Raw genomic sequence first — 23,757 nt, 5'->3', positions numbered from 1 at the left:
CCTCGATCAACTCGCATCAAGCAGGTCACGGATCTCCTGGGCGGTCAGGCGGGCACGGCTCGCCGCCGCACGGGTGCCAGCTGCTCCCCCGCCGACAGCCTCGCGGGCTACCCCGTCCGCGGCGTCGTCGGCAGAGCCCTCCACCACGCGGTCGAAGAGCTCGGCCTTCTTCTCCTTCAGGTCCATGACCTTCTCCTCGATGGTCCCGGCGGACACCAGCCGGTAGACCATGACGGGCCGGTCCTGGCCGATGCGGTGGGTGCGATCCACTGCCTGCTCCTCGGCCTGCGGGTTCCACCACGGATCCAGCAGGAACACGTAGTCGGCCTCCGTCAGCGTCAGCCCGAAGCCGCCCGCCTTCAGCGAGATTAGGAAGACATCGGCGTCCCCGGCCCGGAAGGCGTCGATGACCTGTTGCCGGTTGGTGGTGGTGCCGTCGAGGTAGGCGGTGCGCATGCCGGCGGTCTCGAGCGCCTCGCGCACTCCACTCAGGTAGCGAGTGAACTGGCTGAAAACCAGGGCCCGGTGTCCCTCGGCGACCACGGGCTGCAGCGTCTCCAGCAGCACCTCAACCTTGGCGGTGGGCTTGCGCCGTCGGCCGGTCTTAGAACTCCCAGCGGCGGTGTCGGTGCCCTCCACCAGTGCCGGGTCGAGCGCCATCTGCCGCAGGATCGTCAGTGATTTCAAGGCGGTAAATCGAGACTGGGCGGTGTCCTCCTCCAGCAGCCCCAGTACCTTCTGGCGTTCACGCGCTAGCCGCCGGTCGTAGGCACGCCGGTGTGCGGGAGGCAATTCCACCGCCAGGATCTGCTCGTTCTTGGCGGGCAGGTCGGCGGCGACGTCCTCCTTGGTGCGGCGCAGCATGAAGGGGTGGATGCGAGCGCGCAGTGCCGCCAGGGCGGCGTCGTCCCCGTGCTCGATGGGCCGCCGATACAGCTCGGTGAAGCGGTCCGGGCCGGGCAGCAGCCCGGGCGCGGTGATGGACAGCAGGCTCCACAGGTCCATCAGCGAGTTCTCCAGCGGCGTGCCGGTGATCGCCACCATCGACGGCGTGCGCAGGCGCCGCACGGCCCTGTAGGTGACCGCGTTGTGGTTCTTGACGAACTGGGCCTCATCGAGTACTACCCACGCCCAGTCGACGGCGGTGAAGTCCTCCTCCTCGATCCGGGCGATGGTGTAGCTGGTGACCACCAGGTCGGCGCCGGAGCGGATTGCTTCCAGGTCCTCCCCCCGCTTGCCGCGGGTGCGGGTGACGGTGCGCACGCGCAACTCGGGACAGAAGCGGGCGGCCTGTTCCGCCCAGGCGCCGACGACGCTCGTGGGCGCGACCACCAGCACCGGGGCCGCCGCGGGTGGCGCGGCAGGCTCGGTCCCGTGCGGCTCCGCCCGGGCACCGCCGGCGGCCGGGCCGGCCGCGGGGCCGTCTGCGGCCCGCCGCTCCACCATGCGCTGAACCACGGCGAGCACCTGGAGGGTCTTGCCCAGCCCCATGTCGTCGGCGAGGATGCCGCCGAGCCCGGTGGACTGCAGCAGGGCGAGCCAGCGGTAGCCCTCCAGCTGGTAGGGCCGCAGCTCGGCTTGCAGTCCCGCGGGCGCCGGCGCATCCACGATGTCGACGGCGTGCTGCCCTTCAGCGTCGCCCACTGCGCCGTCCCCCTCGGCGCTGTCCCCCTCGGCGCCGTCGACCGTGGCCGTCACCGCCAGGAGCCGTTCGACGCCTTCGCGCCAGCGCCGAGTCGCCTCCCCGATAACGCCCAACTGCTCCAGTTCGGCGTACAGGCCCGCCTGGAAGGGCGTGACCGACAGGTCGCCGGCGCTGCGGGAGCGCGGGTCGCGCAGGTCGCGGCCCTCCTCCATGAGCCGGGCCAGGCGCACGATCTCGGGACGGTTGGCGAGGTTGATCCACTTGCCGGAGTCGAGCAGTACCTCGTCCGCGCCGGTGGCGACCGCCGTCATCAGCCGTTCGATGGGCGCGTCCTCGTCACCGACCTTTACGCGCACCCGCAGGGAGAACCAGTCCGGCCGGTCGTCGTCGTCCTCGACGTCGGTGGTGATCAGCGGGGCGTCCTCGGCCTCCCGGTAGTCGGGCACCTGCCCGTCCACCTCGACGACGACGCCGTCGATCGCCTCCAGCGCGGGCACGGCCCGGGTGATGAGGCGAGCGGTGTCCATGCCGGTGAAGCGGCCCGGCTGCCACAGTGGGCGGTGGGTGGGGGCCAGCGGCGTACAGGCGTCGATGATGCGGCGGGCCAGACGGTCCTCGGCCTGGGCGTCGCGCGCCGAGGGGGCCTGCCGGGATTGGCTTCCAGAGCCCGTGCCGCTCACCGCGGCCGCGCCGTCGTAACCCGTCTGTGCAGCGCCGGTGGAGCGGTCCCAGTCCGGAGGCGCGGACCCGATGATGAGTTCCGCCAGGCTGCCGACGGCGACCTCGCCGCGACTGGCGCCGGACGCCGTCTCGTAGCGAATGGACCAGGAGATCTCGGCGCGGTGCTTGGAGGCGTCCATGCTCACGCGGAGCACGGCGACGGGTGTGCCCAGGTCCGGCACGGTCAGGGTGGGATCGAGGTCGACGATGGGCACGGCCGTGGCGAGCCTCCCCAGGTGGTCACGCTCGAAGCGGTCCACGTCCGCGGCGGGAATGGTGAGGTGCTCGTTGCGCGCCAGTACCCGCCCCAGCACCTCATCCGGGGGTGGCTCCAGCGGCATGAGGTTGAGGGCGCCGTCGGCACCCGTGAGCGCGTAGGCGTGGGTGGGGTTGCCCAGCGGCCGGTTTTCAGCGAGTTGCCCCTCGCCGAGGGTGAGCCCCTCGACGGCGTCGAGGTCCAATGCGGGGGCGATCAGGGCGGTGCCGTCGGGCTGACGGGTAACTGCGAGGCCGGCGCGCAGGCCGGACAGGATGCGTACCGGGTTGCCGCCGTGCTGGGCCGTCGTCAGCGTCACCCCGGCGGCGACGGCGCGCCGCAGCGCATCCCAGACGCGGGCCGGCAGCGCGCCCAGATCGATGACGGAGTTGCTGTAGTAGAAGTCGCCGTAGGGGTCCATGACCGCCAACTCGGTCAGGGCGGCCAGTACATCCGGGGCCACCTCACCGGTCAGGTCCCCGTTCGTGAGGCCGCGCCAGGAGATGCCCTGCTTGACCCAGCCGCGCTTGCCGGCGATCAGCGGGCGCAGGTGCAGGCGGCCCGGCCGGGCGGATCCGGATCCGAAGCGGCCGGTGCGGCGGGAGCCGGCGCCGTGCTGAGCGGCCCCGGTATCTACCACCTCAATGGCGACGGCCCGGCGTGCGGTCTGCCGCGTGTGCAGCAGTTGGGCCAGGCGGCGTTCCCAATCGGCGTCGCCGGGCGGCGCGGAGGCCGCATGCGCCAGGTGGCGGGCGGTCAGCACCAGGGCGGCCGTGTGCTTGCAGTTTCCGCCCACCGGGCAGGAGCAGGTGCCGGACCACTTCACGCGCTCACCGGAGATGCGCGCATAGACCATGGTCTGATAGATCCGCCCCTGCGCGCCGCGCACCGCGGCGGCAAGAATCTCGCCGTTGCCCGAAACGGAGAGGTTGGCTACCCGCCCCTGCTCCGCGTAGCGGCGTCCGCGGCCGAAGGCCGGCGCACCGACAACGGCCGCGATCTCGGCGTCGGCTACTCGTGCCGGCCAATCCTCGGGGGTGATCTTTCGGGCCATGCCCCCACCATACGGGCGGGGTCCAACACGTTTCGAGCCGACTCAGCGCAGTGGCGGGCCGCGCAGAAGCACAAACCTCCGAGTCCCTCAGCCCCGCCGTGCTACCACCCGTCGTCCTCCCGCTCGACCTGCGCCAGCGCATCGGTCAGGGCATCCTTTACTCCGCTGGCGCTGAGCCTGCGCTTCTTGACGCTGAGCCGTTTGAGCGCCTGATTGCAAAGATCCTCGGTAGATACCCATCCGGCTGAGCCGGCACGGACTTCACGCATCAGCGCTTGCAGTTCACGAGGGTGGATCTCCTTGATGGAGTCCACGTGATCCAGCGCGTGACGCCGATAGTGCATGGGCAACCGGGCGGCGTCCACGCTCCGCCACACGAAGCCCTCGCCATCGGTGTAGGCGAATGCGTCGCCCAGCAGCTCATCTACCTTCTGCTCCCGTGACTTCACCACCCGGGTGAGCCCATAGGCGCGGCAGAGCTTGACGATCAGCCGGTGCCGGGTGAGTGGGGACTCGACGTCGCAGATGGCGCGGGCTGTTGCAACCACCTGTGCGCGTTCCGGCGAGTCCTTGTCCTGGGCGCGATCGAGCACCTCGATTGGCTGCACGCCCTCGGGCCGCCACTGCCGGTACTCCGTAGCAGTCCGTGGTGCGGCCTCCGGGGCGGCCGCACCAGCCGCCGCCGCGGCCTGCGTCTGCTCGGGCCGGGGCGCGGACGCCACGTCCTCCTCCGGCGCCGTTGTCGCCTGTGTCTCCGGCGCCGTCGGCCGTGGCTGAGAGGGCGCCGTCGACGGCGAGGCTGGAGACGCCGCAGACACCGTCGACGCTGCCGGCAGCGCAGGGGCTGCGGCCTGCACGCCTGCCGGCTCCGGCGCGCCTCCGGAGGCGGCGAGCAGGCGCGCTACCACGGCATCCGCATCAGCCACCCATGTGGGCATCCAGACGCGCTCAACCTGCTCCCACCCCATTGAATGCAGCACGTCTACCGGCAGCAGGTCACGGTCCGTGACGCTCGCCCGCCGGCTCCAACCGGGCCCGTCCAGCAGCACCGCAACGCGCCTTCCCCCGGCCCCGGTGACCACCAGGTCGATCTCGAAGTCCGAGTGCCCGACGCCGGACATCACCTCAACGCCCGCCTCCCGCAAGCGCTCGGCGATCTGATCGCGGTGCAGGTCCACGGAGACGGCCGAGCGGGGTCGGCCGTGCGGCGCGATGCCGCTGCGGGCCCGCCCCAGGTACTCGCGCAGGTCCTTCACCCCCTGGTGGGTGGAGCGCTCGGCGTGCAGGTCCTCCGGATCGAAGCTGGAGAATACGACCACCTGCCTGCGGGCCCGAGTAATCGCCACATTCAGCCGCCGCTGACCGCCGGCCTGGCTCAGGGACCCGAAGTTGAGCGGCAGGTCGCCGCGCTCGTTGGCTGAGAAGGTCACCGACACCAGGATCGTGTCGCGCTCCTCCCCCTGAACATTGTTCAGGTTGCGCACGAACAGGCCATCGCGCGCATCCAGCGCCTTGATGATGCGTTCCCGGCCGCTGTTTCGCAGCTCGGCCTCGATCAACTCGCACTGGTGATTGTTGAAGGTGATGATTCCCAGCGACGGGGTGGCCTGCGGCGATGCCTCAAAGCGCCTGCCGACCTCGTCTACGATCTGCCGGGCCTCCACGGGGTTGGTGTTGGGTCTGATACCGCGGTGCTTGGCCGTCTCGGCGCGGTAGTAGGTGCCGTTGACGCGCCGCAACGAGATGCCGTAACCATCCGGCCCGTCATCCGGAGCGGCCGCTATCGCCAGTGGGCTCGGGAAGGACAGCAACCTTCCGTCGTAGTAGTGCCGGTTGGAGAAGGCGATGAGTGACTCGACCCGGCTGCGGTAGTGCCAGGTCAGGCGGCGGGTTGGGAGGCCTAGTGCCAGGCAGCGGTCGAGGATCGAGTCCGCGCCGCCGTCCCCGGAGGCGCTACGACCAGACGCGGCCGCCGTGCCCGGCGAGGGCGTGGGCGGCATCTGCTTGGGGTCCCCCACCACCACTGCGGTGTGGCCCCGCCCCAGGGCGCCGACGGCGTCGGCGACGGTGATCTGGGAGGCCTCGTCGAAGACCACCATATCCACGTAACGCCTGTTCGCCGGGAAGAAGCGGGCCACCGAGTCCGGGGACACCAGGATGCAGGGGGTGATCGCGGTGATCAGGTCCCAGTAGGAGTCGACCAGGGCACGGACATTCAAGGTGCCCTTGCGGCGCTCGACCTCGCGGCGCAGCTCCTCTGCGCGGTCCCCGGACTCGCGCAGCACGCGGTCGCGACGCCTCAGGACCTCATCGAGCAGCTCGGGCGCCAGCTGTCCGCGCAGGCTCGCCTGCAACCGCCGGTACTCGTCCAGCCGCGCCTCGTGCTTGCCCGCGTCGAAGCCGTCCAGCCCGCTACGGGCAGCGCAGGCGTCGAAGAGTGTCTGCGCCCGCGACGCCGCGGACACGTCTGCATCTGTGGCCTCCACCAGTTCCTGGCGAGCCGCATAGTAGGACTTGCCCGCCTGTCCCGGCGCGTGCAGGTGCTCGCGATACGCCTCCAGCTCGCCGCGCGAGTCCGCCAGCTGCCGGCGCAGTCTCACCATCGCTGCGGCGTCGTGACCGGGTGCCTGCAGCTCCAGCGCCCTGCGTAGCGCCTTACGGACCTCGACGGGTCGCATGCCGTTGTCGTGCAGGTTGAGCAGCAGGTCCCCGATGCCGGTCTCCTCGCGCAGGCGCCGGGCGACGACGTCGAGCGCGGACTGCTTCTCCGCCACGAACATGACGGTGCGCCCCAGCGCCAGGGAGCGGAAGATGAGGTTGGCGACCGTCTGGGACTTCCCCGTGCCGGGAGGCCCCTCGACCACCAGGCTGCGCCCGGAGACGGCGTCGGCGATCACTCGCGCCTGGGCGGAGTCCGCCACCAGGGGCAGGTTCTCCACCACTTCATCGAGATCCGTCGGGGCCCCGATCGCCTGATCCGCAGTGCCGGCGCCGGGCGTGCCGTCCAGCAGGCGCGCCACCAGCGGATTGGTGGTTATGGTCGGCCAGTCCTCCGCGAGGTCCCGCCACATGCGGTAAGTGGAGAAGCGGAACAGCCCGAGGTGGACGGTGGGCTCGACGCGGTCGCGGCGCCCTGCGGCACGCAGCTGTTGCCGCAGCTTGTCCAGCGTGGCCTCAACATTGACGCCGTGGTCGTCGTATTCGGGCTCGCGCAGCGCCGTCAGCTCGATGCCCGTATCCGCCTGGAAGCGCGCGAGCAGGGAATAGTTGGGGGTGGACACGCCGGCCTCATCCAGCGACACAATGAACGTGTCACCCTCCCGTTCCAGCTTCACGGGAACCAGGATCAGGGGAGAGCGCACACGCTGGCCGTCGGCGTACCAGCCGAGCGTACCGATCGCGAGGTACAGGTTGTTCGCCCCGGTCTCCTCCAGAGTGGTGCGAGCGGATGCGGCCAGGTTCTGCAGGCGCCGCACGTACTCCTTGCTTCCAAGAACCGCACCCACGGTGTGCGCCTTCAGCAACTCCGTGGCGTCATCCGCCGCCTGCGCGACGCCCCGGGCGGGCCTGCCGCCGAAGCCCGCTGCGGCTCTGAGGGCCAGGTTGTCGCGCTTGTTGACGATGTCCTCGAAGTCGCCGACGAGTTCCGGCGGCACCCTGAGCTCGATCGCTGAGCGCGCGGTGCGGTCGATCAGCGGGTTGCGCAGGGACAGGTCTAGCAGGGCCCGTTTCCACTCCTCCACGCGCGCCGGTGCCGCACCCGCCGCCCGGTCGGTGCCCGGCTCGGGCGTCGGAGCGGGCAGGCCCGCAGCATCCTGTTCCGCCCAGGTGGCGGACGGGGACAGCTCCACGACGACGTCGTCCTCGTCGCGTTCAAGCGCGGGCTGCGGCAACGCCCCGCCGGAGCGTGCGGCAGCGACCGGAACCACCAGGGTCAGTTCTGCGAGGGCGGCCTCCACGATCTGCTGGGCCGCGCCACCCGGCGCGTGTAGTACCCCCGCGGGCGAGCGCAGTGCGGTGACCGGGTCTATCAGCCCGATGCCGCCCTGCCGCACCCCTGCGGCGAAGGCCTCCGGGGAGCCATCCGCACTCGCCGCGCCATTCCTGGCGTAGCCGAGCAGCACCGAGGCGGGCGTCAGCGCCAGCACCGGTTGGACCCCGAGTCGTTCCAGGATGCCGGCCAGCAGGACCGCGACGTCGAGCGCGCTGCCGGTACGCGCATCCATGACCTCGCCCGCGGTGCGGACCGTAAGCGGATCCCGCCCCCGAGAACCATCCCCATCCGCCGCCAGGCCGCGACTGCGCAGTAGGGCGCAGGCCGCGTCGGCAACGTCGTCGGGTGCGGAGGCGGCTGTACTCAGGCCGGCGCGCAAGCGCGCCTGCGCTGCCAGCGCCTGAACCGCAGGCTGATCGGGCTGGACGAAGGTCGCCAGTGCCGGGCCGGCCCAGCAGTCGCCTCCGGCCTGCTGCCACTGGCGCGGGGGCAATGCGGACAGGGCATCAATCCGCCGGACCAGCTTCGCGCCCTCCCGAGTGCGCAGCTCCACGCGCACGTGAGCAGGACCCGGCTGATCGACCTGCGCCAGGTTGTCCCGGTTCAGTTTCAAGGCCCTGCTGGTGTGCAGTTCGCGCTGCGCGCCCGCGTCCCAGGTGAACCGCCACGGCTCGACCAGCTCGTGGCCGCCGCCGTCCTCAATAATGGTCACGGTCGCCTCGACGGGGCCCGGGACGACTGCCGCAGAGTCGGGAAGGCTCAGGGCAACGGATACCTCCGCCTCCAGGCCTGCGACCGCGTGCGCGTAGCCGATCACGGGCGCGCACTCGACCTTGATGTCGACGGCGTCCAGCGGGCCGCGGCGTGCGCCCCGGCCGTCGTCGATGCTGCCTATGAGCTCGCGTATCTGCTCACGCCCCGACTCAGCTCGGATGAGCCGCAGCAGCTCACTCACGGCTACCAGGGCCGCGAGGGTCTTGTCGGCGTCGAAACGAGCCCCGTGTACCGCTTGATTGCGGAAGCGGCGCACCTCGTGCAGCTTGCTGCCCGCGCCCGGTGGCAGCGGCATGAGGTAGCGGCCGTTGGAACCACGCGCGGTAAGGATGCGGATCTGGATGGACAGATCCGCCAGGTCGGGGAGCTCCGGAACCGGCCCCGACCCGGCGAGCAGAGCACGCAGCATTTCAGGTGTGCAACGATTCCCCAGCGTGTTGCGCAGGTAGCGCTCCAGGTAAGGCGGGAGAACGCTGAGCATGCCGTGCAGGGCCAGGTCGTGATTACTGAGCTTCATGGATTTCGGTGCGGAGATGGTTGAGGTTGCCCTGAGCTACCGGGCGTTTGAGCGTATGCCCAGCACTCCCCGGAGGACGGGTCCACAGGGCGGGGTGGAGCCGACTCGAGCAGGCTACCGGTTCCTCACGACACGAATTGCTAGACGTTCGCTCCGCAGGTCCTACTCAGCGCCGCCGACGCACGATCTGGGCGATCAGTTCCCGGCTGCAGCCGAGTGCCTGGGCGAGGGCGGTGTAGGACCAGCGCTTCGGCTCGGCCTCGCGGAGCCGGTCGATGAGCTCGTCCCGCTCGGCCCGGTAGCGGGCGGCCAAGGCGTCGGCCTCGAGGGCCTGTGCGTGCAACTCGGCGGCCCGGGCCGCCAACGGGTCGGATACTCCCATTGAGCGTGCCGGAGGGCGGCCATCCCCGTCTGGGACGGCCGCCCTCCGGTTGCGCACTGTGCGCAGCGGGTCAGAGCCCACCTGAGAGCCCCCGCGAGAACTCCGTGATCAGGCTCGGCACCGCGGTGTCGAAGCCAACGACGTCGAGCATGCCGGCATCGTCCGGGTCGGCGATGGAAAAGCCCGTGGAGGTCATTCCCACCACGACGAGCCTGGCGGGGATGCCGCTGTGCTCGCGGTAGCGACGCAGCGCCTGGAACGGGTGGATGTCACCGGCCCAGGTCTCGTTATCGGTGTAGATGACGAAGGTGTCCACTTCCAGGTCGTGCTCGGCGGCGTACAGCATGGGCAGTGCGCAGTCCGTACCACCGAAGGGCATCGCGTCCACCACCTTCAGCGCGTCGTCGAGACGACGGCGGAGGCTGATGTCCAGCGGGGCCATGGCGGCCGGCTGCCAGTATCCCGGGCGAGCGCTGGAGAAGGCGAAGGCGGCGGAGCCCGGCTCGGTGGCCAGTTGCACCAGCGCCAGCGCGGCCGCCGCCTCGCGGGCCGTCAAGGCCATGCCGGAGATCGGCATACCCATGGAGCCGGACACGTCGACGGCCAGCATGGTGCGCTTCCCCGCACTCTCCGCGGCACCGAAGGCCGCGTAGAAGGCGGCGTCCAGGGCGTCGGCGACCTTCGTCGTCGGCGTCCAGGCGCTCTTGCCGCGCCGGGAGAACCCGGAGGCGTAGGTGCGCTGGGCGATCAGCGCGGATACCGGGTGCACGCGGGCGGCACGCAGGCGCTCGGTGTCGGTCAACTGCGCGCAGACCTCATCGGTGCGTCCACCCATTGCGGGCAGCAGCCCCAGTCGGGTCAGGCGCGGCAGCTGGCGCATGAGTGCAGTCAGCGGCACCCCGGCGTCGAGCAGCGCATCCCAGACTTCGGGCCGGGCCAGCGCCGCATCCGGCAGCATCTCCCAGGTCAGGCGGTAGTCGCGGACGATCCGCGCCCAGGTGGCATCGGCGTCGGCCCGAGCGGCATCCACTTCCTGAGCCTTGACGAAACCCTCGATCAGGGAGGGCGTCTCCTCCCCTACGGTGCCGTGGGCGATCCAGTCGAGGGTGGCGCGCATGTCGGCCTCCGCGGCGGCCGGGTGAGCCAGGCGCAGCAGGTCGCGGTGCGTCCAGCCGTCGCGCTGGCGGTACTTGACCGCCTGGTAGGCGAGCTGCTCGGCGGTCTTGGTCGTGTACCAGGAGCCGACGGCGCGGCGCAGGCCGCGCCCCCATCCACGGAACTGCTCGACGTAGGTGGCGAAGGTGAACAGGTGCGTTCCGGTGCGGGCCACACGCGGCAGCGCCGCGAGCGCGGCGTCACGGGCCTGCGACACGGAGGCGGCGTACGCCAGGGCGAACAGCGTCGGGTTCTGCTTCGGCGCAGCACCGGCGGTGGAGACCTCGATGATCGTGTTCACCAGCCCCTGCGGGTCGGCGACCGCCATGCGGTGCAGGACCTCGGCGTTCTCAAGTGCCAGCGTGCGGGCGTCGGTGTAGTAGGTACCGCCGTCCACCCCCAGGATCAGGAAGCGACGCAGGCGGGCGGCGTCATCGAGCGCGAAGCCGTAGCCGCCGGCGGCGTTACGCACCTGGCCGGTTCGAGCCGACTCACGCTGCGGCGTGCGCCGAGTACTGATGCCCTTCAAGAAATCCATTTCTTCTTCCCTCTCCTTTCCTGTTTCCGGGGATATGAGATGTGCCGGGGTGGCGGCGGGCGTGTTCTTGCCCGCCGGACAAGCGGTGTCAACCGCGCTGTTGGAGAGCGATAACCGACCGGCTTCGGCCCGCCGCCATCCCGCACGAGCACAGGGGGTGCGCCCGTATTCAGGCTGCACGAACGGCGGAGGCGGGCGTGTGTTCGGCCTCCGGATCCTCCGAGGAGGGTTGGGGTCGAACCAACTAATACCGATAACCGAAGACCTTCCGGCCCGCTGGCGCACCGTTCGCGCATATCGGCCGTGGCCGACTCGCAGGAGTGTAGACCCCTACACACCCGGAACTCAATCCATCCTCACCGGTGATGTTTGTGAGGTGACACACCCGCCCTACCACGCCGCCCGCCAGAACCGGCTCCCTACCAGCACGCGAGACCGTCTCAGAGCCCTCCGACTCCGGGCCGCGTCTCGTACACGAGTTCTCTGCAAAGACACGACTTTTGGAGCTTCGCGTGCGCTGTGTACGTGCAAAGCTCCGGAACTCGTGTATCCGACGCAAACTCGTGTTCCTGCCACCGCGCCGACTCCCACGCCCCCCACGCCATCGGTCCGGGCAACATGTGCGCGAGCGGGCGTGAACCTGGTGGGCTGTCCGAGCGGGCGTGGCACGATGACCGGAGCCGACCGCTCTACCCTTGAGCTACCGGCGAAGCGCCGACGAGGACTCGAACCCCGAACCGCCGGTCCGATAACCGACCATCTCCGGCCCGCCCGAACGCTTGTACCGTAAGCGCTCGCCCGGTACTCCGTCAACCGCCCGAGCCGGAGTCAATAGGTCCGAGTTCGCTCGACATCCCTCACGGCCTCTGCGGCGCGAGGATCCGTCCTTCCGCAGGCGAACATCCCCTCGCTAGGGGAAGTCAGTGAAGGGAGATGTCCGCGTCCGTGACCCGCCAGGCGTGGAAGGGCACGGTCAGCCCGGCTCGACTGGGAGCACACAGGAATGGGCCGGCCTCGGCTACGGCATCCTCCGGGAAGGGCAGTAGGCGCACCATGCGCAGTGCAGCGGTGCCGTCGGGCGCAATCAGACCGGCGCGCATGGTGATTGCATCGCCCTTGCGGCTGACGCGGATGCGCACGCGCTTGCCCTGCCAGTCGGGCACGGGGGCCACCGACCAGTCGGAGTTGCCGGCCGTGACGACGGCGCCCAGCTGGCAGGCGCCGTCGGAGAACTCCACCCCGGCCTTGACCCAGTTCTCGGTGTCGACGCGCACCATGACGCCGGCCTGGTCGAAGTTCTCGGTGAAGGCGGCGGTCATGTCCACCTCGACCGCGGTGTTCTGCTCGAAGGGGGCCAGCAGGGCGTGGGCGGTGTCGACGATGAAGCCGTAGCTGGTGCGCCGCCAGGCGTCGGACTTCTCGACGGCGGTGACCAGCAGGTCTCCGTCCCTCTCCTCGACTGCGGCGGGCGGGTTCAGCCAGTGTCCTGCGGACCAGGGAAGCGTCGTCATGATCCGAGCCTAGCCGCGGTTGCCCCGGCTGTCGCGCGCTTGGCGCCGGGAAACGAAGCGCCTCAGGTGCAGCGCCCCCGATACAGGCCGTTGCAGATGGGGCGGGAGCCGCAGTTCAGGCAGTCGCCGTCGAATTGGGGCACGTGCAGTTCGACGGCGGGAATCTCCCAGCCGAGCGGGGCGCGCAGGCGCCAGGGTCGGCGATCCTGCGCGGTGTAGGACAGGCCGGAGCGGTGGGCCTGCACGGACTGGTTGCGCTTGGAGCCCATCCGGTAGGTGCGCCCGTCCTTGATCAGCGTGGAGCCGGTCTCGATGAAGGTCATGGACACGTCCGCCTGCTCGCACTGGGCGCGCAGGGAGCGGACCCAGTCGACGTCGAGCGGCCGGGCGCCGCCGTAGTTCTCTCCGCCCACGATCAGTTGCTCGATCTGCCCGTCGGACAGATAGCGCCCCAGTTCGATGGGGCCGATCAGGGGCGCGGCCATGGCGCCCTTGTGCGTGAAGGGCAGATCGAGCAGCACGGGCAGGCGCTGGTCGGTGCGGCGCTGGTTCTCAATCGACACCGAGAGCATGACGTTGTCCCAACCATCGCCCCAGTCACTGGGCAGGCAGCGGGCGACGCGGTGGGGGCGCTTGGTGAGCAGGAAGAACTTCACGTCCGGGCGGGCGCGGATGATGTCCCAGGCCTCCTCGCGCCAGGGGTCGGCCTGGCGCAGGAAGAAGTCGCTGGTCATGCACACGCGCAGCATCTCGCCGGCGCGGACCTTGTAGGCGCCGGTGCGGTCGACGGCGAGGGGATAGCGGAAACCATCGTCGCCGACGCGGCGGATGAGCTCGCCGTCGACGCCTCGCGAGGCGTCTTGGAACATCATGAAGCAGTTGTCGCAGCCCTCGGAGACGCGGCGGCAGCCGTGCCAGGGGTTCCAGGTGTCGTGCACGCCCCTCCTCTCATGTCGGCGCGAGCCGAAGCAGGCCGACTCACATCGAATCGATGCTAACCGATTCTCGTGCGCCCACCTATCCGCGGACCGCGGAATTGTGAAACGCCACGTGTGTTCAGCCGCGCGTCCGCGCAAGTGGCGGGTCTTGCCGCGCCGCTTGGTAGCGTCGAAGCGTGCGGACGGCTCCAACAGACCTCACAACGACGACGCGCCCCTCGCCTGAATGCGGCGAGGGGCGCGTGCCAACGCGCGCGGGCACGAGGCCCGACAGCGAACCTTAGGCCTGCGACTGCCCGGAATCCGGGTTCTGCGGGCCAGCCGACTGCTGCGGCTGCTGTGACGCCGAGTAATCCTGCGGCGCCTGCGGCTGAGGAGTCGGTACCTGCGGCTGTTGAGGCGCCGGGTAACCCTGCTGAGCCTGATGGGCCTGTGGGAACTGCTGCTGCGGGGCAGCGTAAGGCTGCGGACCGGCGGGCGGCTGAGCCTGGTTGGCCTGCCACTGCTGAGGCGCCGGGTAACCCTGCTGAGCCTGATGGGCCTGCGGGAACTGCTGCGGGCCCCCATAGGCGGGGAACGCCGAAGCGGCGGCGGGTTCCTTCTTGACGAGGGACATGATCGAGTAGATGGCGATTGCGATGAACAGGAGCGCGTCAATCAAGACCATGAAGTAGCCGAAACCGCGTGAGGCTCCGTAGTCGAAGACCTCGTTGTTACCGAGCGCCTCACCGAACCCCATCAGAGCGCCGACGATGGCAACACTCGGGATGACCCACATGACCCCCTTGGCGACTTTGTCCTGCAGGAAGACAAGAACCGTGGCGGCGATCGTGCCAATGAGCAGGATCCAGAAGAAGGCTCCGTCCCGGCTCCCAGCCAGTGACATCGAGTTGGAGTAACCCCACACGGAAATGGATACGAACGGGGTGAACATGGCCAGGAGCGTGACAACCACGGTGGCCGCGGACAAGCCGCCGAGAATATTGCGCACATTCGTCGGGAAATGCGGGCTCGGTTTGGCCAGCAGGTTCTGGAACTGCGCCTGGGCCTGTTGTTGGAAGCCCGGTTGGGCGGAGGGCGGCGCGGCGGATTGCTGCGGTGCCGCATAGGCCTGCTGCGGTACCTGAGCGGACTGGTAGGCGGGCGACTGCGGCACACCCGCCTGGGCCGAGGATGCCGGATCGGAGCCGGCCGGTGCGCCACTCTGGGCGTTGGAGTCGCTCGGGATGCCGTTCTGAGGCTCCGGAGACACGGGGTTACTCATGCGCTCACCCTACGTCGGCTCAGTCGCAAGCCGCATGGGAGGTACGACACGGTGAAGTTACAGGTCACCGCGGAGGCGAGTCTCGCGCGGGAGCTCAGGTTGTGCCGCTACGGCGACAGGCCACTCAGACGCTCATGCGGCACCGGCCGCCCCGGGCGCGATGACCGCCAGCCCCAGAGCTCTGGCAGCTTCGCCAAATCTGTGGTCGTACGTGAGTACCGCATCTACATTTAGCCTGATCGCAGCCTCAAGGTGCAATGCATCCAGGGTGCGCAGATATGGCATCGGCAATAAACCCGCATTGCGAAAGACCGCCCGGTCGAGGGACGCGAACGACACTCCTTCAAGGAGCCGCGTCACGTCGTCCTGATTAAGACTCTCTCGGACCGCAATACGGCGCAACTCAACCTCAAGCAGATCACTGGAGACCAGCGTGCTTGGTGTCCGATCGAGCCAGTCGAGCAGCGCAGGATCAAGCTCATTCAATGGCACTATCCGCCGACACGTATGCCTGGAGCAAGCACCGACATCCTGCTCGTCACCGCTCACCCCGAAGCACGTCCGCCTCCCAAGCGGCCACGGCGGCCAACTCCCGCCGTGCGTGCAGCCAGTGTGCGCCGCCTGGCACAACCGTCAGGTCGGCGCTGAAGCGGCGGCAGAAGTCCTCTACCGACTTGTGCGGTACCAGTTCATCCCGCTCCCCCATAATGACCGACGTCGGCACGTCCCAGGAGAGCCCGCTGTTGTTTTCCGCGTAGACCAGGTATCGCCACGAGAGCACACCCGAATCGGTGCGGATTTCTCCCTGTTCGGCCAATTCCTCACGGGAGACGTCTGCCTGACGCAGCATCCGCTCGATCATGCCGACCATGTCCAACAGCGGAGACTGGAACAGCGCCAACGCCAGGGGCTCATCACACAGCGCCACCAGGGACAGCCAGGCGCCGATACTGGTGGCACGCAGCCCGAGCACGGGCCAACGGCGCCGCATCCGCGCCGCAAGGTGACGCAAATAGGGCACGCAGTCCCAGGGCAGCAGCCCCTCAGGCAGGTCGCAGGCGACCGCCTGCCAGCCGGTCTGCGCGGCCCGCAAAGCGAATCCCTCGGCGTCGCGTCGCGAGCCGCCCGCCCCATGGACGCAGAGGAATGCACGCGGCGCGCTCTCACCCCAGACGGTCACACCGCCGAGGCCAGGAACATCGAACACTTTCGCAGCGGTCATTGCTATCGGCCTGTGGGCGCGGGCGGCCACGCCGCCCCGCTCGCGTGAGCGGTCGGCGGGCCGCCGCGCGCTTCCGGTCGCGCTTCACAGGTAGTGGGCGCGCAGGTCCTGCGAGGTCTTGGCGGACAGGTCCGCCAGCGTCACGTCGAAGACGGTGCGCGCACCGGACTCGCCGCGGGCGGCCAGCCTCACCGCCGCCCGCCCCATGGCGGCCACGACGGAGCCGGTGAACTCCGGGTTGGAGTCGAGTTGCAGCTCGAAGTTAACGGTCTCGGCGACGCCGTCGGAGGTGTGTCCACGGCGAACCACGGTGCCGCCGTGCGGGATGCCGGCGTGCTCGGCGGCCAGTTCCTCGGCGGTGATGAAGTTGACGGTGGTGTCGTAGTCGGCGAAGTAGTTGGGCATCTCCTTGATCTCCCGCTCGATGCGGGCCAGGTCGGCACCCTCTTCGGCCACCACGTAGCACTCGCGCGTGTGCATGGAGCGGGTGGTCAGTTCGACGTCGTCGCCGGCCTTGACCGCGGCGACGGTCGCCTCGACCGGGCGGGTGTACTGCTTGGCGTCCACGACGCCGTCGATGCGGCGCAGGGCGTCGGAGTGCCCCTGGGAGACACCGGGGCCCCAGAAGGTGGTGGTGGCGCCGTCGGGCAGGACGGCCTCGCCCAGGACCCGCAGCATGGAGAACAGGCCCGGATCCCAGCCGGTGGAGATCAGGGCGACGTGCCCGGAAGCCTTGGCGGCGGCGTCGACGGCGGCGAAGTGCTCGGGGATGCGGGCGTGGGTGTCGAAGGAGTCGACCGTGTTGAATAGCGCGGCGGCGGCAGGCGTCTGTTCGATCAGATCGGTGGCCGAGCCGCCGCAGTTGAGGCAGACGTCGACCTTGTCCGCCCAGGCGGGCATGTCGTCGACGTGGGCGACGGGCGCGCCCTGAGTGGTGACCGTGGCCGGGTCGCGCCGGGTGAAGACGACGACGAGCTCCATGTCCTCGTTCTTGGCGATGGCCTGCTCGGCGCCGCGCCCGAGGTTGCCGTATCCGTTGATCGCTACCCTGATCATGCTTCCTCCTGGTGTGTTTGCTATGGGGCGATCCTAGAGACCGGGCGTGTTGCCGCCGTGTGACGTGTCGGGGAGCGGTACCCGCAGCACCGTTCGCCACTCCGGCGAGGCATAGGGGACAATGCGCCCGGACGTTGGGGTAACACATACGGAGGAGACGACATGCTCGACGTACTCAGGGCCCGATTCGAGGCGCATCCGCACCGACATCAGGGCATCTCCTGGGACGCGGTCGCCGCCCGCCTGGCCGCGCATCCCGAGGCGCTGATCGCGCTCGGGCGCATGGAGGACACGGGCGGGGAGCCCGACGTCGTCGCCTATGACGCGCAGGCGGACGAATTCGTCTTCTACGACTGTTCGGCCGAAACGCCCGCCGGCCGGCGCAGCCTGTGCCTGGACGACGAGGCCCTGCGCTCCCGCAAGCGGAACCCGCCGCGGGGCAGCGCCGCGGGTGAGGCGGCGGCGATCGGCGTCGAGCTCATGAGCGAGGCGGACTACCACCACCTGCAGGGCCTGGGGGAGTTTGACTTGAAGACCTCGACCTGGCTGGCGACGCCGGCGGATGTCCGGGCACTGGGAGGCGCACTGTTCGGCGACCGGCGCTTCGGCCGGGTCTTCGTCTACCACAACGGCGCCGACTCCTACTACGGGGCGCGCGGCTGGCGCGGCGTGCTGCGGGTTTAGCGGCCGGGGTCAGCGCGCAGCCGGCGTCAGCCGGTAGGCAGTCCTGCCGTCTTCGGTGTTTTGGATGAGATGAAGGCATCGAAGTCGAAGGGCTCCGCGGGGCCGCTCGCTTCGCCTGCTGCAAGCGCCTCGCGCAGTGCCGTCGGCCCCGCCGCGCGGCGTGCAATGGCTGCTGCCCGAGGATCGTCGGGCAGCACGACGAGCCCATCGGTGACGCCGGGCCAGTGCAGGGGCGGGGAGAAGCCGGCACGTGCGAGCGCCGTGCGGATGGCGGCGGCTTGGGGGTGGGCGATCACCGGCTGGTAGGCGGCCCCGGGGTTGATGACGTCCAGATCGGCGACGGCGGCGTGCAGGCGCGCCAGGCGGGCGCGACGCCGGGTGAGCTTTCCGCCGAGTCCCGGGGCGGCGAGCCGGGCACGGTAAGGGCCCGGCATGGGGGCGGGCGCCCAGGCGAGGTCGAGCAGGTCCTCGACGGCGTCCTTGAGCACGGGCACATCCCGGTGGCGCTCGGCAATCGCGGCGACGGCGGCCAGGTCCGCGTTCAGCTCGTCCCCGGTCGGCGCCGCCGGGCGGACGAGCCCGTGGACCACGCCGCCGAGCGGGATGGGCAGCAGCTTGCGCAGGCTCGCCACCAGGTAGTCGGCGTTGTCGAGGTCAGCGGCACCGGTCCCGGGTCCGGCGTCTGTCAGCAGTTCTTCGGCACGTTCCAGTGCCGTGTGGGTGGCGTCGACGACGATGCGCGCCCCGGTCGAGCGGGCGGCAGCGAGCACGGTGCGGAGTTCGCCGTCGGCCCGGTTGCCGAAGGTCTCGGCGTGCAGGATCAGTGGCGGCCGGTCGCAGGCCGCGAGCGCGGCGGCGAGGGCGCCGGGGGCGAGCAGGCCGGATGGGGCACAGTCGACGTCGGTGACGTGCAGGCCCTCGAGTTCGAAGGGGGTGGTCATGGCGGTGCAGCGCACGCGGGGCGCCAGGACCTCGCGGACGCCGTCGGCGCGGGCCTCGCGGGCCACCAGGGCCAGCGCGTGCCTGCCCGCGGCGGTGAACACGGGCGATGCCGGCTGGGACGTAGGCATGCGCCCAGGGTAGGCCCGGCGCACACTGTTCGCATGAAGGACCTGTCGATCCCGCCCGGCCCCGGCTGCCCGCGGGGGCTGACGGTGCCGGCGGCGGAGCTGAGCGAGCAGTTCACGCATGCCTCCGGCCCCGGCGGCCAAGGCGTAAACACCGCCGACTCCCGCGTCCAGCTGAGCCTGGACCTGGCGACGACGACGGCGCTTGACGAGCGGCAGCGTCAGCGGGCCCTGCAGAACCTGAACGAGCGCCTGACCGGGACGGTGCTCACGGTTACCGCGGCCGAGCACCGCTCCCAGTACCGCAATCGGATGGCGGCGCGGGAGCGCCTGGCGGCGTTGCTGCGGGGTGCGCTCGCGCCGCCGGTGGCGCGCCGGGCAACCAAGCCCACCCGTGGTTCCCAGCGTCGTCGTCTGGCGGCCAAGCGACGGCGCGCGGAGCTTAAGGGCCTGCGGCGCAGACCGTCCGCCGAGTAGAGCCGCAGGCGCTTGCCGGGCGGCAGGGATGTGGGCGAGCGGTCTCAGAGACCCGCGAGCGTCTTTGCAGTTTCCCCGCCCGTCAACGCACCGGGATTGCGCAGGCCCGCGCCGGCCAGGCGCGTGAATCCGAGCTTCTCGTAGTACGGCAGCATTCCCGGATCACAGCACAGATCGACGGCGTACATGTCGTCGAGCTGGGCTAGCAGTCGACGCACCAGTTCCGTGCCGATCCCCCGGCCCTGGTAGTCGGGGTGGACCTCGAGCCAGGGGATGAAGGCGTTGAGCACGCCGTCGCTGATGGCGTTGATGTAGCCGATGACGCGGTCGCCGTCGAGCGCCCAGACGCGCCGGTAACTGCCGTCCATGACCGCCACCAGCTGCTGCGGGGAGGGAGGAGACGGCCAGCCGACGAACATGCCCTCGATCTGTCCGGGAGCGACGGCGCCGCGGCCGGTGAGGTAGGTCAGCTCGTCCATGGCGGGGATCCTACGGCGGAATTGCTCCCAGCAACGTATGTCACTCAGCCCTGGGCTGCGCCACTTCACCGTCTGCAACGCCACTTCGGGGTTAACAACGCCGTTTAACCGTCTGCTGAAAGCTCCTGGGGTATACAGCAGAACGTTAAGTAGCGTTGTTAACGTCCAACCGGCGCAGCAGACACCTCGGCCCCGATGCAATCACCACACACCCAAACCGGAAGAACCGGTAACACCGCAGACGTCGCACACGGGCGCGCGGTCACTCCTCGATGATCGGGAAGCACGCATCCGTAACCCAGGTGGACGGGTCGGGGTTGTGCGCCGGGCCGACCCGGTAGATGTTGAGCATGGGTCCCGTGCGAAGGTTGTGGGCCGCGATGTAACTGCCGATCGCCGCGGTGACCTCCGGCATGCCGTCATATCCGCCATGTAGCGTGGCGGCCACGACGTCGCGCGCAGGCACCTCACGGCATTCCAACGGCGCTACCGGTGTGAAGGGTTCCGGGACTCTGATCCAAACCTCGAGCTCTACATCAGTCTCCCTGTACTCCGGGTCTAGGTAGGTCGCCCCACCCAGCCCTTCGTCATGACTGGGCAGTTCCAGGCCGCTGCGCTCCATGAGCGGCACGATCTCCTGCCACAGCCGGCCCTCGTCGTTGTAGGACGGCAGGACGCGGCGCAGGACTGCCACGGTCATGGCAGGCATGTGAATCTGGCGGACATCGATATCCATGGTCGACTCCTTGAGATAGGCGTTGATATGTTCAAACGCGGCGCTCATGCGTTCCAGCCGTTCCCGCTCGGCATCCAAGCGGTCGCCGTGGGCGGACATGATGGCGCGCACACGCGTCGGATCACCACGGTTGGCCATAATCTCGGCGATCTCCCCGACCGGCATTCCGGCGTCACGCAGTCGCACGATCCAGTGTGCGTCAGTGAGCTGAGAGGGCGCGTAGGACCGGTGCCCGGTGAATGGGTCGATGGCGGCGGGCTCGAGTACACGCTGCTCCTGGTAATAGCGCAGCATCCTCACACTGATAGCCGTGAGCCTGGAGAACAGACCGATACGCAACAGTCCTTCGTCGTGATCCATGCCTCCATGGAACATCCTCACACCGTGTCAGATGCAAGGGGGGCGTCGTCCCCTTGCACGGGCTACGCACCCGACATAACGTAGGGTATGTAGCTACACAGGAGGTGCCGACATGTCCTCGATCACTGCTCGCGACTTCAACCACGATGTCAGCGCCGCCAAGCGGGCGGCCAATGAGGGACCGGTCATCATCACGGACCGAGGCAAACCGGCTTACGTTCTACTGACCATCAACGACTACCACCGACTCGGGGAGACGGGCGCCTCGCTCGTGGACAGGCTGAGCATGGATGACGACGTCGACGTCGAGTTCGAGCCGGCCTCTATCGGTCTGAAGGTTCCGGAGTTATGAGCTACCTATTGGATACCAATGTAGTCAGCGAGCTCCGCAAGCCCGCACGCAGGGCCGACCCCCGAGTGCGCTCATGGGTCGCTTCACGAAGGCCGTCGGACCTGTATCTCTCGGTGATAACAATCCTTGAGGTGGAACTGGGCATCGCCAGGCTGGACAGGCGGGATCACGCCCAGGCGCAGCGACTCCAATCATGGCTGGACGGGCAGCTTCTCAGCGCCTTTACTGGTCGCGTTCTCCCCATCGATCTTGCCGCAGCCCGCCGCGCCGCACACCTGCATGTCCCCGACCCGCGGCCGGAGCGCGACGCACTGATCGCGGCCACCGCCGCGGTCCACGGCCTGACCGTCGTGACGCGCAACGTCAAGGACTTCGCACCGCTGGAGGTAGCGGTCGTCAACCCTTGGGAGGGCACGCCCCGATGAACGAAGCTGTGCAGGCAACACAGTTCCGTCAGTCCAAGAAGGCGCGAACTTGTGAGGCGAAGAGGTCCGGCTCCTGGAAGATGGCGCCGTGGCCGGCGCCGGGGAAGAGCTCCTCGAGCCTGGCTGCGGGAAGACGCCGTCCCAGGTCCAGGGTGTTGGGACTGGGAACCATGAGGTCGTTGTCGCCGTTCACCACCAGGACCGGGTGGTCGATCCGGGACAGGTCCTGCGGCTCCTGCCGCCCCCAGCCGCGCACGGCCCTGAGTTGGCGCAGGAGTCCGGGCACCCGCGCGGCCCTGTCCGGATGCTTGAAGGCCGCCACACGGCCCAGGAACCCATCCGCCCTGTCCCAGGCGGTCACGGGGAAGAACAGGTAGTGACGGGGGTCCTTCCGGGTCAGCGCCGCCTTCGCCATGGCCCGGAAGGTCAGGCCCGGCACCCTGGTGATGCCCGCGCCTCCCGCCGGGCCGGTTCCAGCCAGCACGGCCATGCGGAACCGCTGCGGATGGGTCAGCAGCAGCTGCTGGGTGACGAAGCCGCCCAGCGAGAGCCCGAGCACGTCTACCCGCTCCAGCCGTGCGGCGTCCAGGAACTCGATCACGCCGTCGGCCATACCCGCAACCGTGGTGGGCGCCGAGCCGAACGAGCCGCCCATGCCGCGGTAATCCACCGCTACGACCGGGCGGTCCTGCGCCAACCGGTCGACCAGCAGCGGGTCCCAGCCGTCGAGAGTGGCCGCCAGGTGGTTCAGGAGCAGCAGGGGCACCCCGTCGTCGGAACCGACCGCCCGGTACGCGAAATGCGCCCCTTGGGGTACGGTCATGCGCTCGACCGGCGCGTCCGCGTATGGGCCGTCGAAGTACTTCACGGCGCTCACTCCCTTACCTCCACGACGATCTTGCCCGGGCGAGCCCTCCCGGAGGCGGACAGCTCCATGGCCTGTTCCAGCTCGTCCAACCGGAAGGTGTGCCCCACCAGCGGCTTGATGCTGCCGTCCTCAATGGCGGGGGCGAGTTGCGCCAGCCGGCCGCCGTCGGCACGCATGAACAGGAACTTATACTCGGCGCCCTGCTGCTTGGCGGCGCGGCGCACCTTGCGACTCATCAGCCACATGACCGGCTTCAGGATCGGCTTGCCCAGCTGTGCCGCGAACTCAGGGTCGGGCGTGCCAACGACCGAGACCATGGTGCCTCCCGGTCGCAGCACCTGCATGGAGCGCAGGGTCTCGTCCTTTCCCAGGGTGTCCAGGACGACGTCGTAGTCCTGGACATGGTCCTCATACCTCTGGGTGCGGTAGTCCACGACGACGTCGGCGCCCAGCTCGCGGGCCAGGTCGACGTTCTTGGTGCTCACGGTGGTCGCGACCGTGGCGCCAAGGTGCTTGGCCACCTGGATGGCGATAGAGCCGAGGCCCCCGGTGCCACCCTGGATGAAGACCTTGTCCCCCGGCTTGACTCGCGCCTTCTCCATGAAGGCCTGCGCGGCCGTAAGCAGCACCAGCGGCAGGGAGGCCGCCTCGGTGAAGCCGAGCCCGGCGGGCATGGGGGCGAGGTCGGCGGCGTCGACGGCGATGGCCCGCGTGAAGGTGCCGATCCGGTTGATGGCCGGGCGCCCGAACACGTAATCACCCACCGCGAAGTCCTCCACGCCGGGGCCGACCTCGGTGACCACGCCGGCGAGCTCCTGCCCCAGCACCTGCGGCAGCCGGTAGCCGATGAGCTGCCGGAACTGCCCGGCGGCGATCATGCGGTCCAGCGGGTTGAGGCCGGCCGCGCGGACTCCAACCACCACCTGCCCCCGGCCGGCCGGCGGCTCGGCTACGTCCAGCCACTCGAGCGTCCCACCGTTGCGGTAGGAGGTAAGGGCGTAGGCCTTCATCACGTCTGCTCCTGTCTCTGTCATGCTCCCATCGGGATACGACCCGGCAGGTGACAACCATCTAAGTCCAGATCGCGAACTTAGCCTGCGTCGGCTGCGCTGTCAACCGGACAGTCCAGCCGACACCGCCTGCTTAACGCACGGCCTTCATAGGTTCTTCGCGTTTGCGGGGTGCGGCGGGCCGGCGGTCGGCGTGCGTGTTTGGAATGCTGGACACGTACGCCCGGGGGCGTCTTGAGTTCGTCACCAATGCGGCTGGCATTCGCAGCCAAG

19 protein-coding genes are annotated in these 23,757 nt (G+C 69.5%); 4 read left to right on the top strand and 15 right to left on the bottom strand.

The annotated features are described in order from the left end of the window. Positions 1–6 precede the first annotated feature (6 nt). From ACGLYG10_RS04740 to ACGLYG10_RS04695, 10 genes are all read right to left on the bottom strand, one after another. Positions 7–3,675, bottom strand: a complete 3,669-nt coding sequence (locus ACGLYG10_RS04740; protein WP_073328439.1) for a DEAD/DEAH box helicase — start codon at positions 3,673–3,675, stop codon at positions 7–9. Positions 3,676–3,776: 101 nt separating this feature from the next. After that, positions 3,777–8,960 (bottom strand): DUF4011 domain-containing protein, encoded by a 5,184-nt coding sequence (locus ACGLYG10_RS16805; RefSeq protein ID WP_280173592.1) that lies wholly within the window; start codon positions 8,958–8,960, stop codon positions 3,777–3,779. A 166-nt stretch (positions 8,961–9,126) separates the two neighbouring features. After that, a complete protein-coding gene (locus tag ACGLYG10_RS04730; RefSeq protein ID WP_073328436.1) occupies positions 9,127–9,342 on the bottom strand; it encodes a hypothetical protein in 216 nt (71 codons plus the stop codon). Between the two features lie 70 nt (positions 9,343–9,412). After that, on the bottom strand, positions 9,413–11,035 hold the full coding sequence (locus ACGLYG10_RS04725) for a TROVE domain-containing protein (protein WP_073328434.1): 1,623 nt from the start codon (positions 11,033–11,035) through the stop codon (positions 9,413–9,415). Between the two features lie 920 nt (positions 11,036–11,955). Beyond that, positions 11,956–12,546, bottom strand: coding sequence for a DUF1349 domain-containing protein (locus ACGLYG10_RS04720; RefSeq protein ID WP_073328431.1), 591 nt, complete (start codon positions 12,544–12,546; stop codon positions 11,956–11,958). 62 nt (positions 12,547–12,608) lie between these two features. Beyond that, positions 12,609–13,484, bottom strand: a complete 876-nt coding sequence (locus tag ACGLYG10_RS04715) for a DUF5131 family protein (RefSeq protein ID WP_073328428.1) — start codon at positions 13,482–13,484, stop codon at positions 12,609–12,611. 280 nt (positions 13,485–13,764) lie between these two features. Continuing rightward, on the bottom strand, positions 13,765–14,748 hold the full coding sequence (locus tag ACGLYG10_RS04710) for a hypothetical protein (protein WP_139240837.1): 984 nt from the start codon (positions 14,746–14,748) through the stop codon (positions 13,765–13,767). 132 nt (positions 14,749–14,880) lie between these two features. Continuing rightward, a complete protein-coding gene (locus ACGLYG10_RS04705) occupies positions 14,881–15,234 on the bottom strand; it encodes a type II toxin-antitoxin system VapC family toxin (RefSeq protein WP_211482974.1) in 354 nt (117 codons plus the stop codon). Positions 15,235–15,286: 52 nt separating this feature from the next. After that, positions 15,287–15,970, bottom strand: coding sequence for an alpha/beta hydrolase (locus ACGLYG10_RS04700; RefSeq protein WP_073328423.1), 684 nt, complete (start codon positions 15,968–15,970; stop codon positions 15,287–15,289). Positions 15,971–16,054: 84 nt separating this feature from the next. Beyond that, entirely contained in the window at positions 16,055–17,026 is a 972-nt protein-coding gene (locus ACGLYG10_RS04695) for a diaminopimelate dehydrogenase (protein WP_073328421.1), read from the bottom strand. Between the two features lie 162 nt (positions 17,027–17,188). Between ACGLYG10_RS04695 and ACGLYG10_RS04690 the strand changes: the two genes are divergently transcribed. Further along, the gene (locus ACGLYG10_RS04690; protein ID WP_073328418.1) at positions 17,189–17,710 is read left to right on the top strand and encodes a DUF4256 domain-containing protein; all 522 of its coding nucleotides are present in this window, start codon (positions 17,189–17,191) and stop codon (positions 17,708–17,710) included. Between the two features lie 26 nt (positions 17,711–17,736). Here the strand turns inward: ACGLYG10_RS04690 and ACGLYG10_RS16560 are convergent, their stop codons facing one another. Further along, positions 17,737–18,780 carry a type II toxin-antitoxin system ParD family antitoxin gene (locus tag ACGLYG10_RS16560; protein ID WP_244542581.1) on the bottom strand — a complete coding sequence of 348 codons (1,044 nt, stop codon included), beginning with the start codon at positions 18,778–18,780 and terminating at the stop codon, positions 17,737–17,739. A 33-nt stretch (positions 18,781–18,813) separates the two neighbouring features. Here ACGLYG10_RS16560 and arfB point away from each other — a divergent pair, with 33 nt between their 5' ends. Next, the gene (arfB, locus tag ACGLYG10_RS04680; protein ID WP_073328413.1) at positions 18,814–19,254 is read left to right on the top strand and encodes an alternative ribosome rescue aminoacyl-tRNA hydrolase ArfB; all 441 of its coding nucleotides are present in this window, start codon (positions 18,814–18,816) and stop codon (positions 19,252–19,254) included. A 44-nt stretch (positions 19,255–19,298) separates the two neighbouring features. Here arfB and ACGLYG10_RS04675 read toward each other — a convergent pair whose 3' ends face one another. Further along, complete coding sequence (locus ACGLYG10_RS04675; RefSeq protein WP_073328410.1) at positions 19,299–19,733, bottom strand: GNAT family N-acetyltransferase; 435 nt, start codon at positions 19,731–19,733, stop codon at positions 19,299–19,301. A 262-nt stretch (positions 19,734–19,995) separates the two neighbouring features. Beyond that, positions 19,996–20,829 carry a MerR family transcriptional regulator gene (locus ACGLYG10_RS04670; RefSeq protein WP_073328407.1) on the bottom strand — a complete coding sequence of 278 codons (834 nt, stop codon included), beginning with the start codon at positions 20,827–20,829 and terminating at the stop codon, positions 19,996–19,998. A 112-nt stretch (positions 20,830–20,941) separates the two neighbouring features. Here ACGLYG10_RS04670 and ACGLYG10_RS04665 point away from each other — a divergent pair, with 112 nt between their 5' ends. Beyond that, the gene (locus ACGLYG10_RS04665) at positions 20,942–21,181 is read left to right on the top strand and encodes a type II toxin-antitoxin system Phd/YefM family antitoxin (RefSeq protein WP_073328404.1); all 240 of its coding nucleotides are present in this window, start codon (positions 20,942–20,944) and stop codon (positions 21,179–21,181) included. Beyond that, positions 21,178–21,606, top strand: coding sequence for a type II toxin-antitoxin system VapC family toxin (locus ACGLYG10_RS04660; protein WP_073328401.1), 429 nt, complete (start codon positions 21,178–21,180; stop codon positions 21,604–21,606). The genes ACGLYG10_RS04665 and ACGLYG10_RS04660 overlap by 4 nt, the downstream gene beginning before the upstream one ends. A 28-nt stretch (positions 21,607–21,634) precedes the next feature. Here the strand turns inward: ACGLYG10_RS04660 and ACGLYG10_RS04655 are convergent, their stop codons facing one another. Together ACGLYG10_RS04655 and ACGLYG10_RS04650 are read right to left on the bottom strand one after the other, a co-directional pair. Then, complete coding sequence (locus ACGLYG10_RS04655; protein WP_073328399.1) at positions 21,635–22,483, bottom strand: alpha/beta fold hydrolase; 849 nt, start codon at positions 22,481–22,483, stop codon at positions 21,635–21,637. Further along, positions 22,480–23,508 carry an NADP-dependent oxidoreductase gene (locus ACGLYG10_RS04650; protein WP_211482973.1) on the bottom strand — a complete coding sequence of 343 codons (1,029 nt, stop codon included), beginning with the start codon at positions 23,506–23,508 and terminating at the stop codon, positions 22,480–22,482. Before ACGLYG10_RS04650 ends, ACGLYG10_RS04655 begins: the two co-directional genes overlap by 4 nt. Positions 23,509–23,757 lie beyond the last annotated feature (249 nt).

Source organism: Actinomyces glycerinitolerans (genome assembly GCF_900098745.1).
Classification (GTDB): Bacteria; Actinomycetota; Actinomycetes; order Actinomycetales; family Actinomycetaceae; genus Actinomyces; species Actinomyces glycerinitolerans.
The sequence above is the reverse complement of the archived record's forward strand: the minus strand, read 5'-3'. Positions and strand labels throughout refer to the sequence as shown.

Bases quoted from the DNA above. Each gene is read 5' to 3' on its own strand.
- ACGLYG10_RS04695 (WP_073328421.1), bottom strand. From the start codon at position 17,026: ATGATCAGGGTAGCGATCAACGGATACGGCAACCTCGGGCGCGGCGCC.
- ACGLYG10_RS16560 (WP_244542581.1), bottom strand. From the start codon at position 18,780: ATGCCTACGTCCCAGCCGGCATCGCCCGTGTTCACCGCCGCGGGCAGG.
- arfB (WP_073328413.1), top strand. From the start codon at position 18,814: ATGAAGGACCTGTCGATCCCGCCCGGCCCCGGCTGCCCGCGGGGGCTG.
- ACGLYG10_RS04650 (WP_211482973.1), bottom strand. From the start codon at position 23,508: ATGACAGAGACAGGAGCAGACGTGATGAAGGCCTACGCCCTTACCTCC.
- ACGLYG10_RS04690 (WP_073328418.1), top strand. From the start codon at position 17,189: ATGCTCGACGTACTCAGGGCCCGATTCGAGGCGCATCCGCACCGACAT.
- ACGLYG10_RS04675 (WP_073328410.1), bottom strand. From the start codon at position 19,733: ATGGACGAGCTGACCTACCTCACCGGCCGCGGCGCCGTCGCTCCCGGA.
- ACGLYG10_RS04740 (WP_073328439.1), bottom strand. From the start codon at position 3,675: ATGGCCCGAAAGATCACCCCCGAGGATTGGCCGGCACGAGTAGCCGAC.
- ACGLYG10_RS04665 (WP_073328404.1), top strand. From the start codon at position 20,942: ATGTCCTCGATCACTGCTCGCGACTTCAACCACGATGTCAGCGCCGCC.
- ACGLYG10_RS04670 (WP_073328407.1), bottom strand. From the start codon at position 20,829: ATGGATCACGACGAAGGACTGTTGCGTATCGGTCTGTTCTCCAGGCTC.
- ACGLYG10_RS04660 (WP_073328401.1), top strand. From the start codon at position 21,178: ATGAGCTACCTATTGGATACCAATGTAGTCAGCGAGCTCCGCAAGCCC.
- ACGLYG10_RS04700 (WP_073328423.1), bottom strand. From the start codon at position 15,970: ATGACCGCTGCGAAAGTGTTCGATGTTCCTGGCCTCGGCGGTGTGACC.
- ACGLYG10_RS04710 (WP_139240837.1), bottom strand. From the start codon at position 14,748: ATGAGTAACCCCGTGTCTCCGGAGCCTCAGAACGGCATCCCGAGCGAC.
- ACGLYG10_RS04720 (WP_073328431.1), bottom strand. From the start codon at position 12,546: ATGACGACGCTTCCCTGGTCCGCAGGACACTGGCTGAACCCGCCCGCC.
- ACGLYG10_RS04725 (WP_073328434.1), bottom strand. From the start codon at position 11,035: ATGGATTTCTTGAAGGGCATCAGTACTCGGCGCACGCCGCAGCGTGAG.
- ACGLYG10_RS04730 (WP_073328436.1), bottom strand. From the start codon at position 9,342: ATGGGAGTATCCGACCCGTTGGCGGCCCGGGCCGCCGAGTTGCACGCA.
- ACGLYG10_RS16805 (WP_280173592.1), bottom strand. From the start codon at position 8,960: ATGAAGCTCAGTAATCACGACCTGGCCCTGCACGGCATGCTCAGCGTT.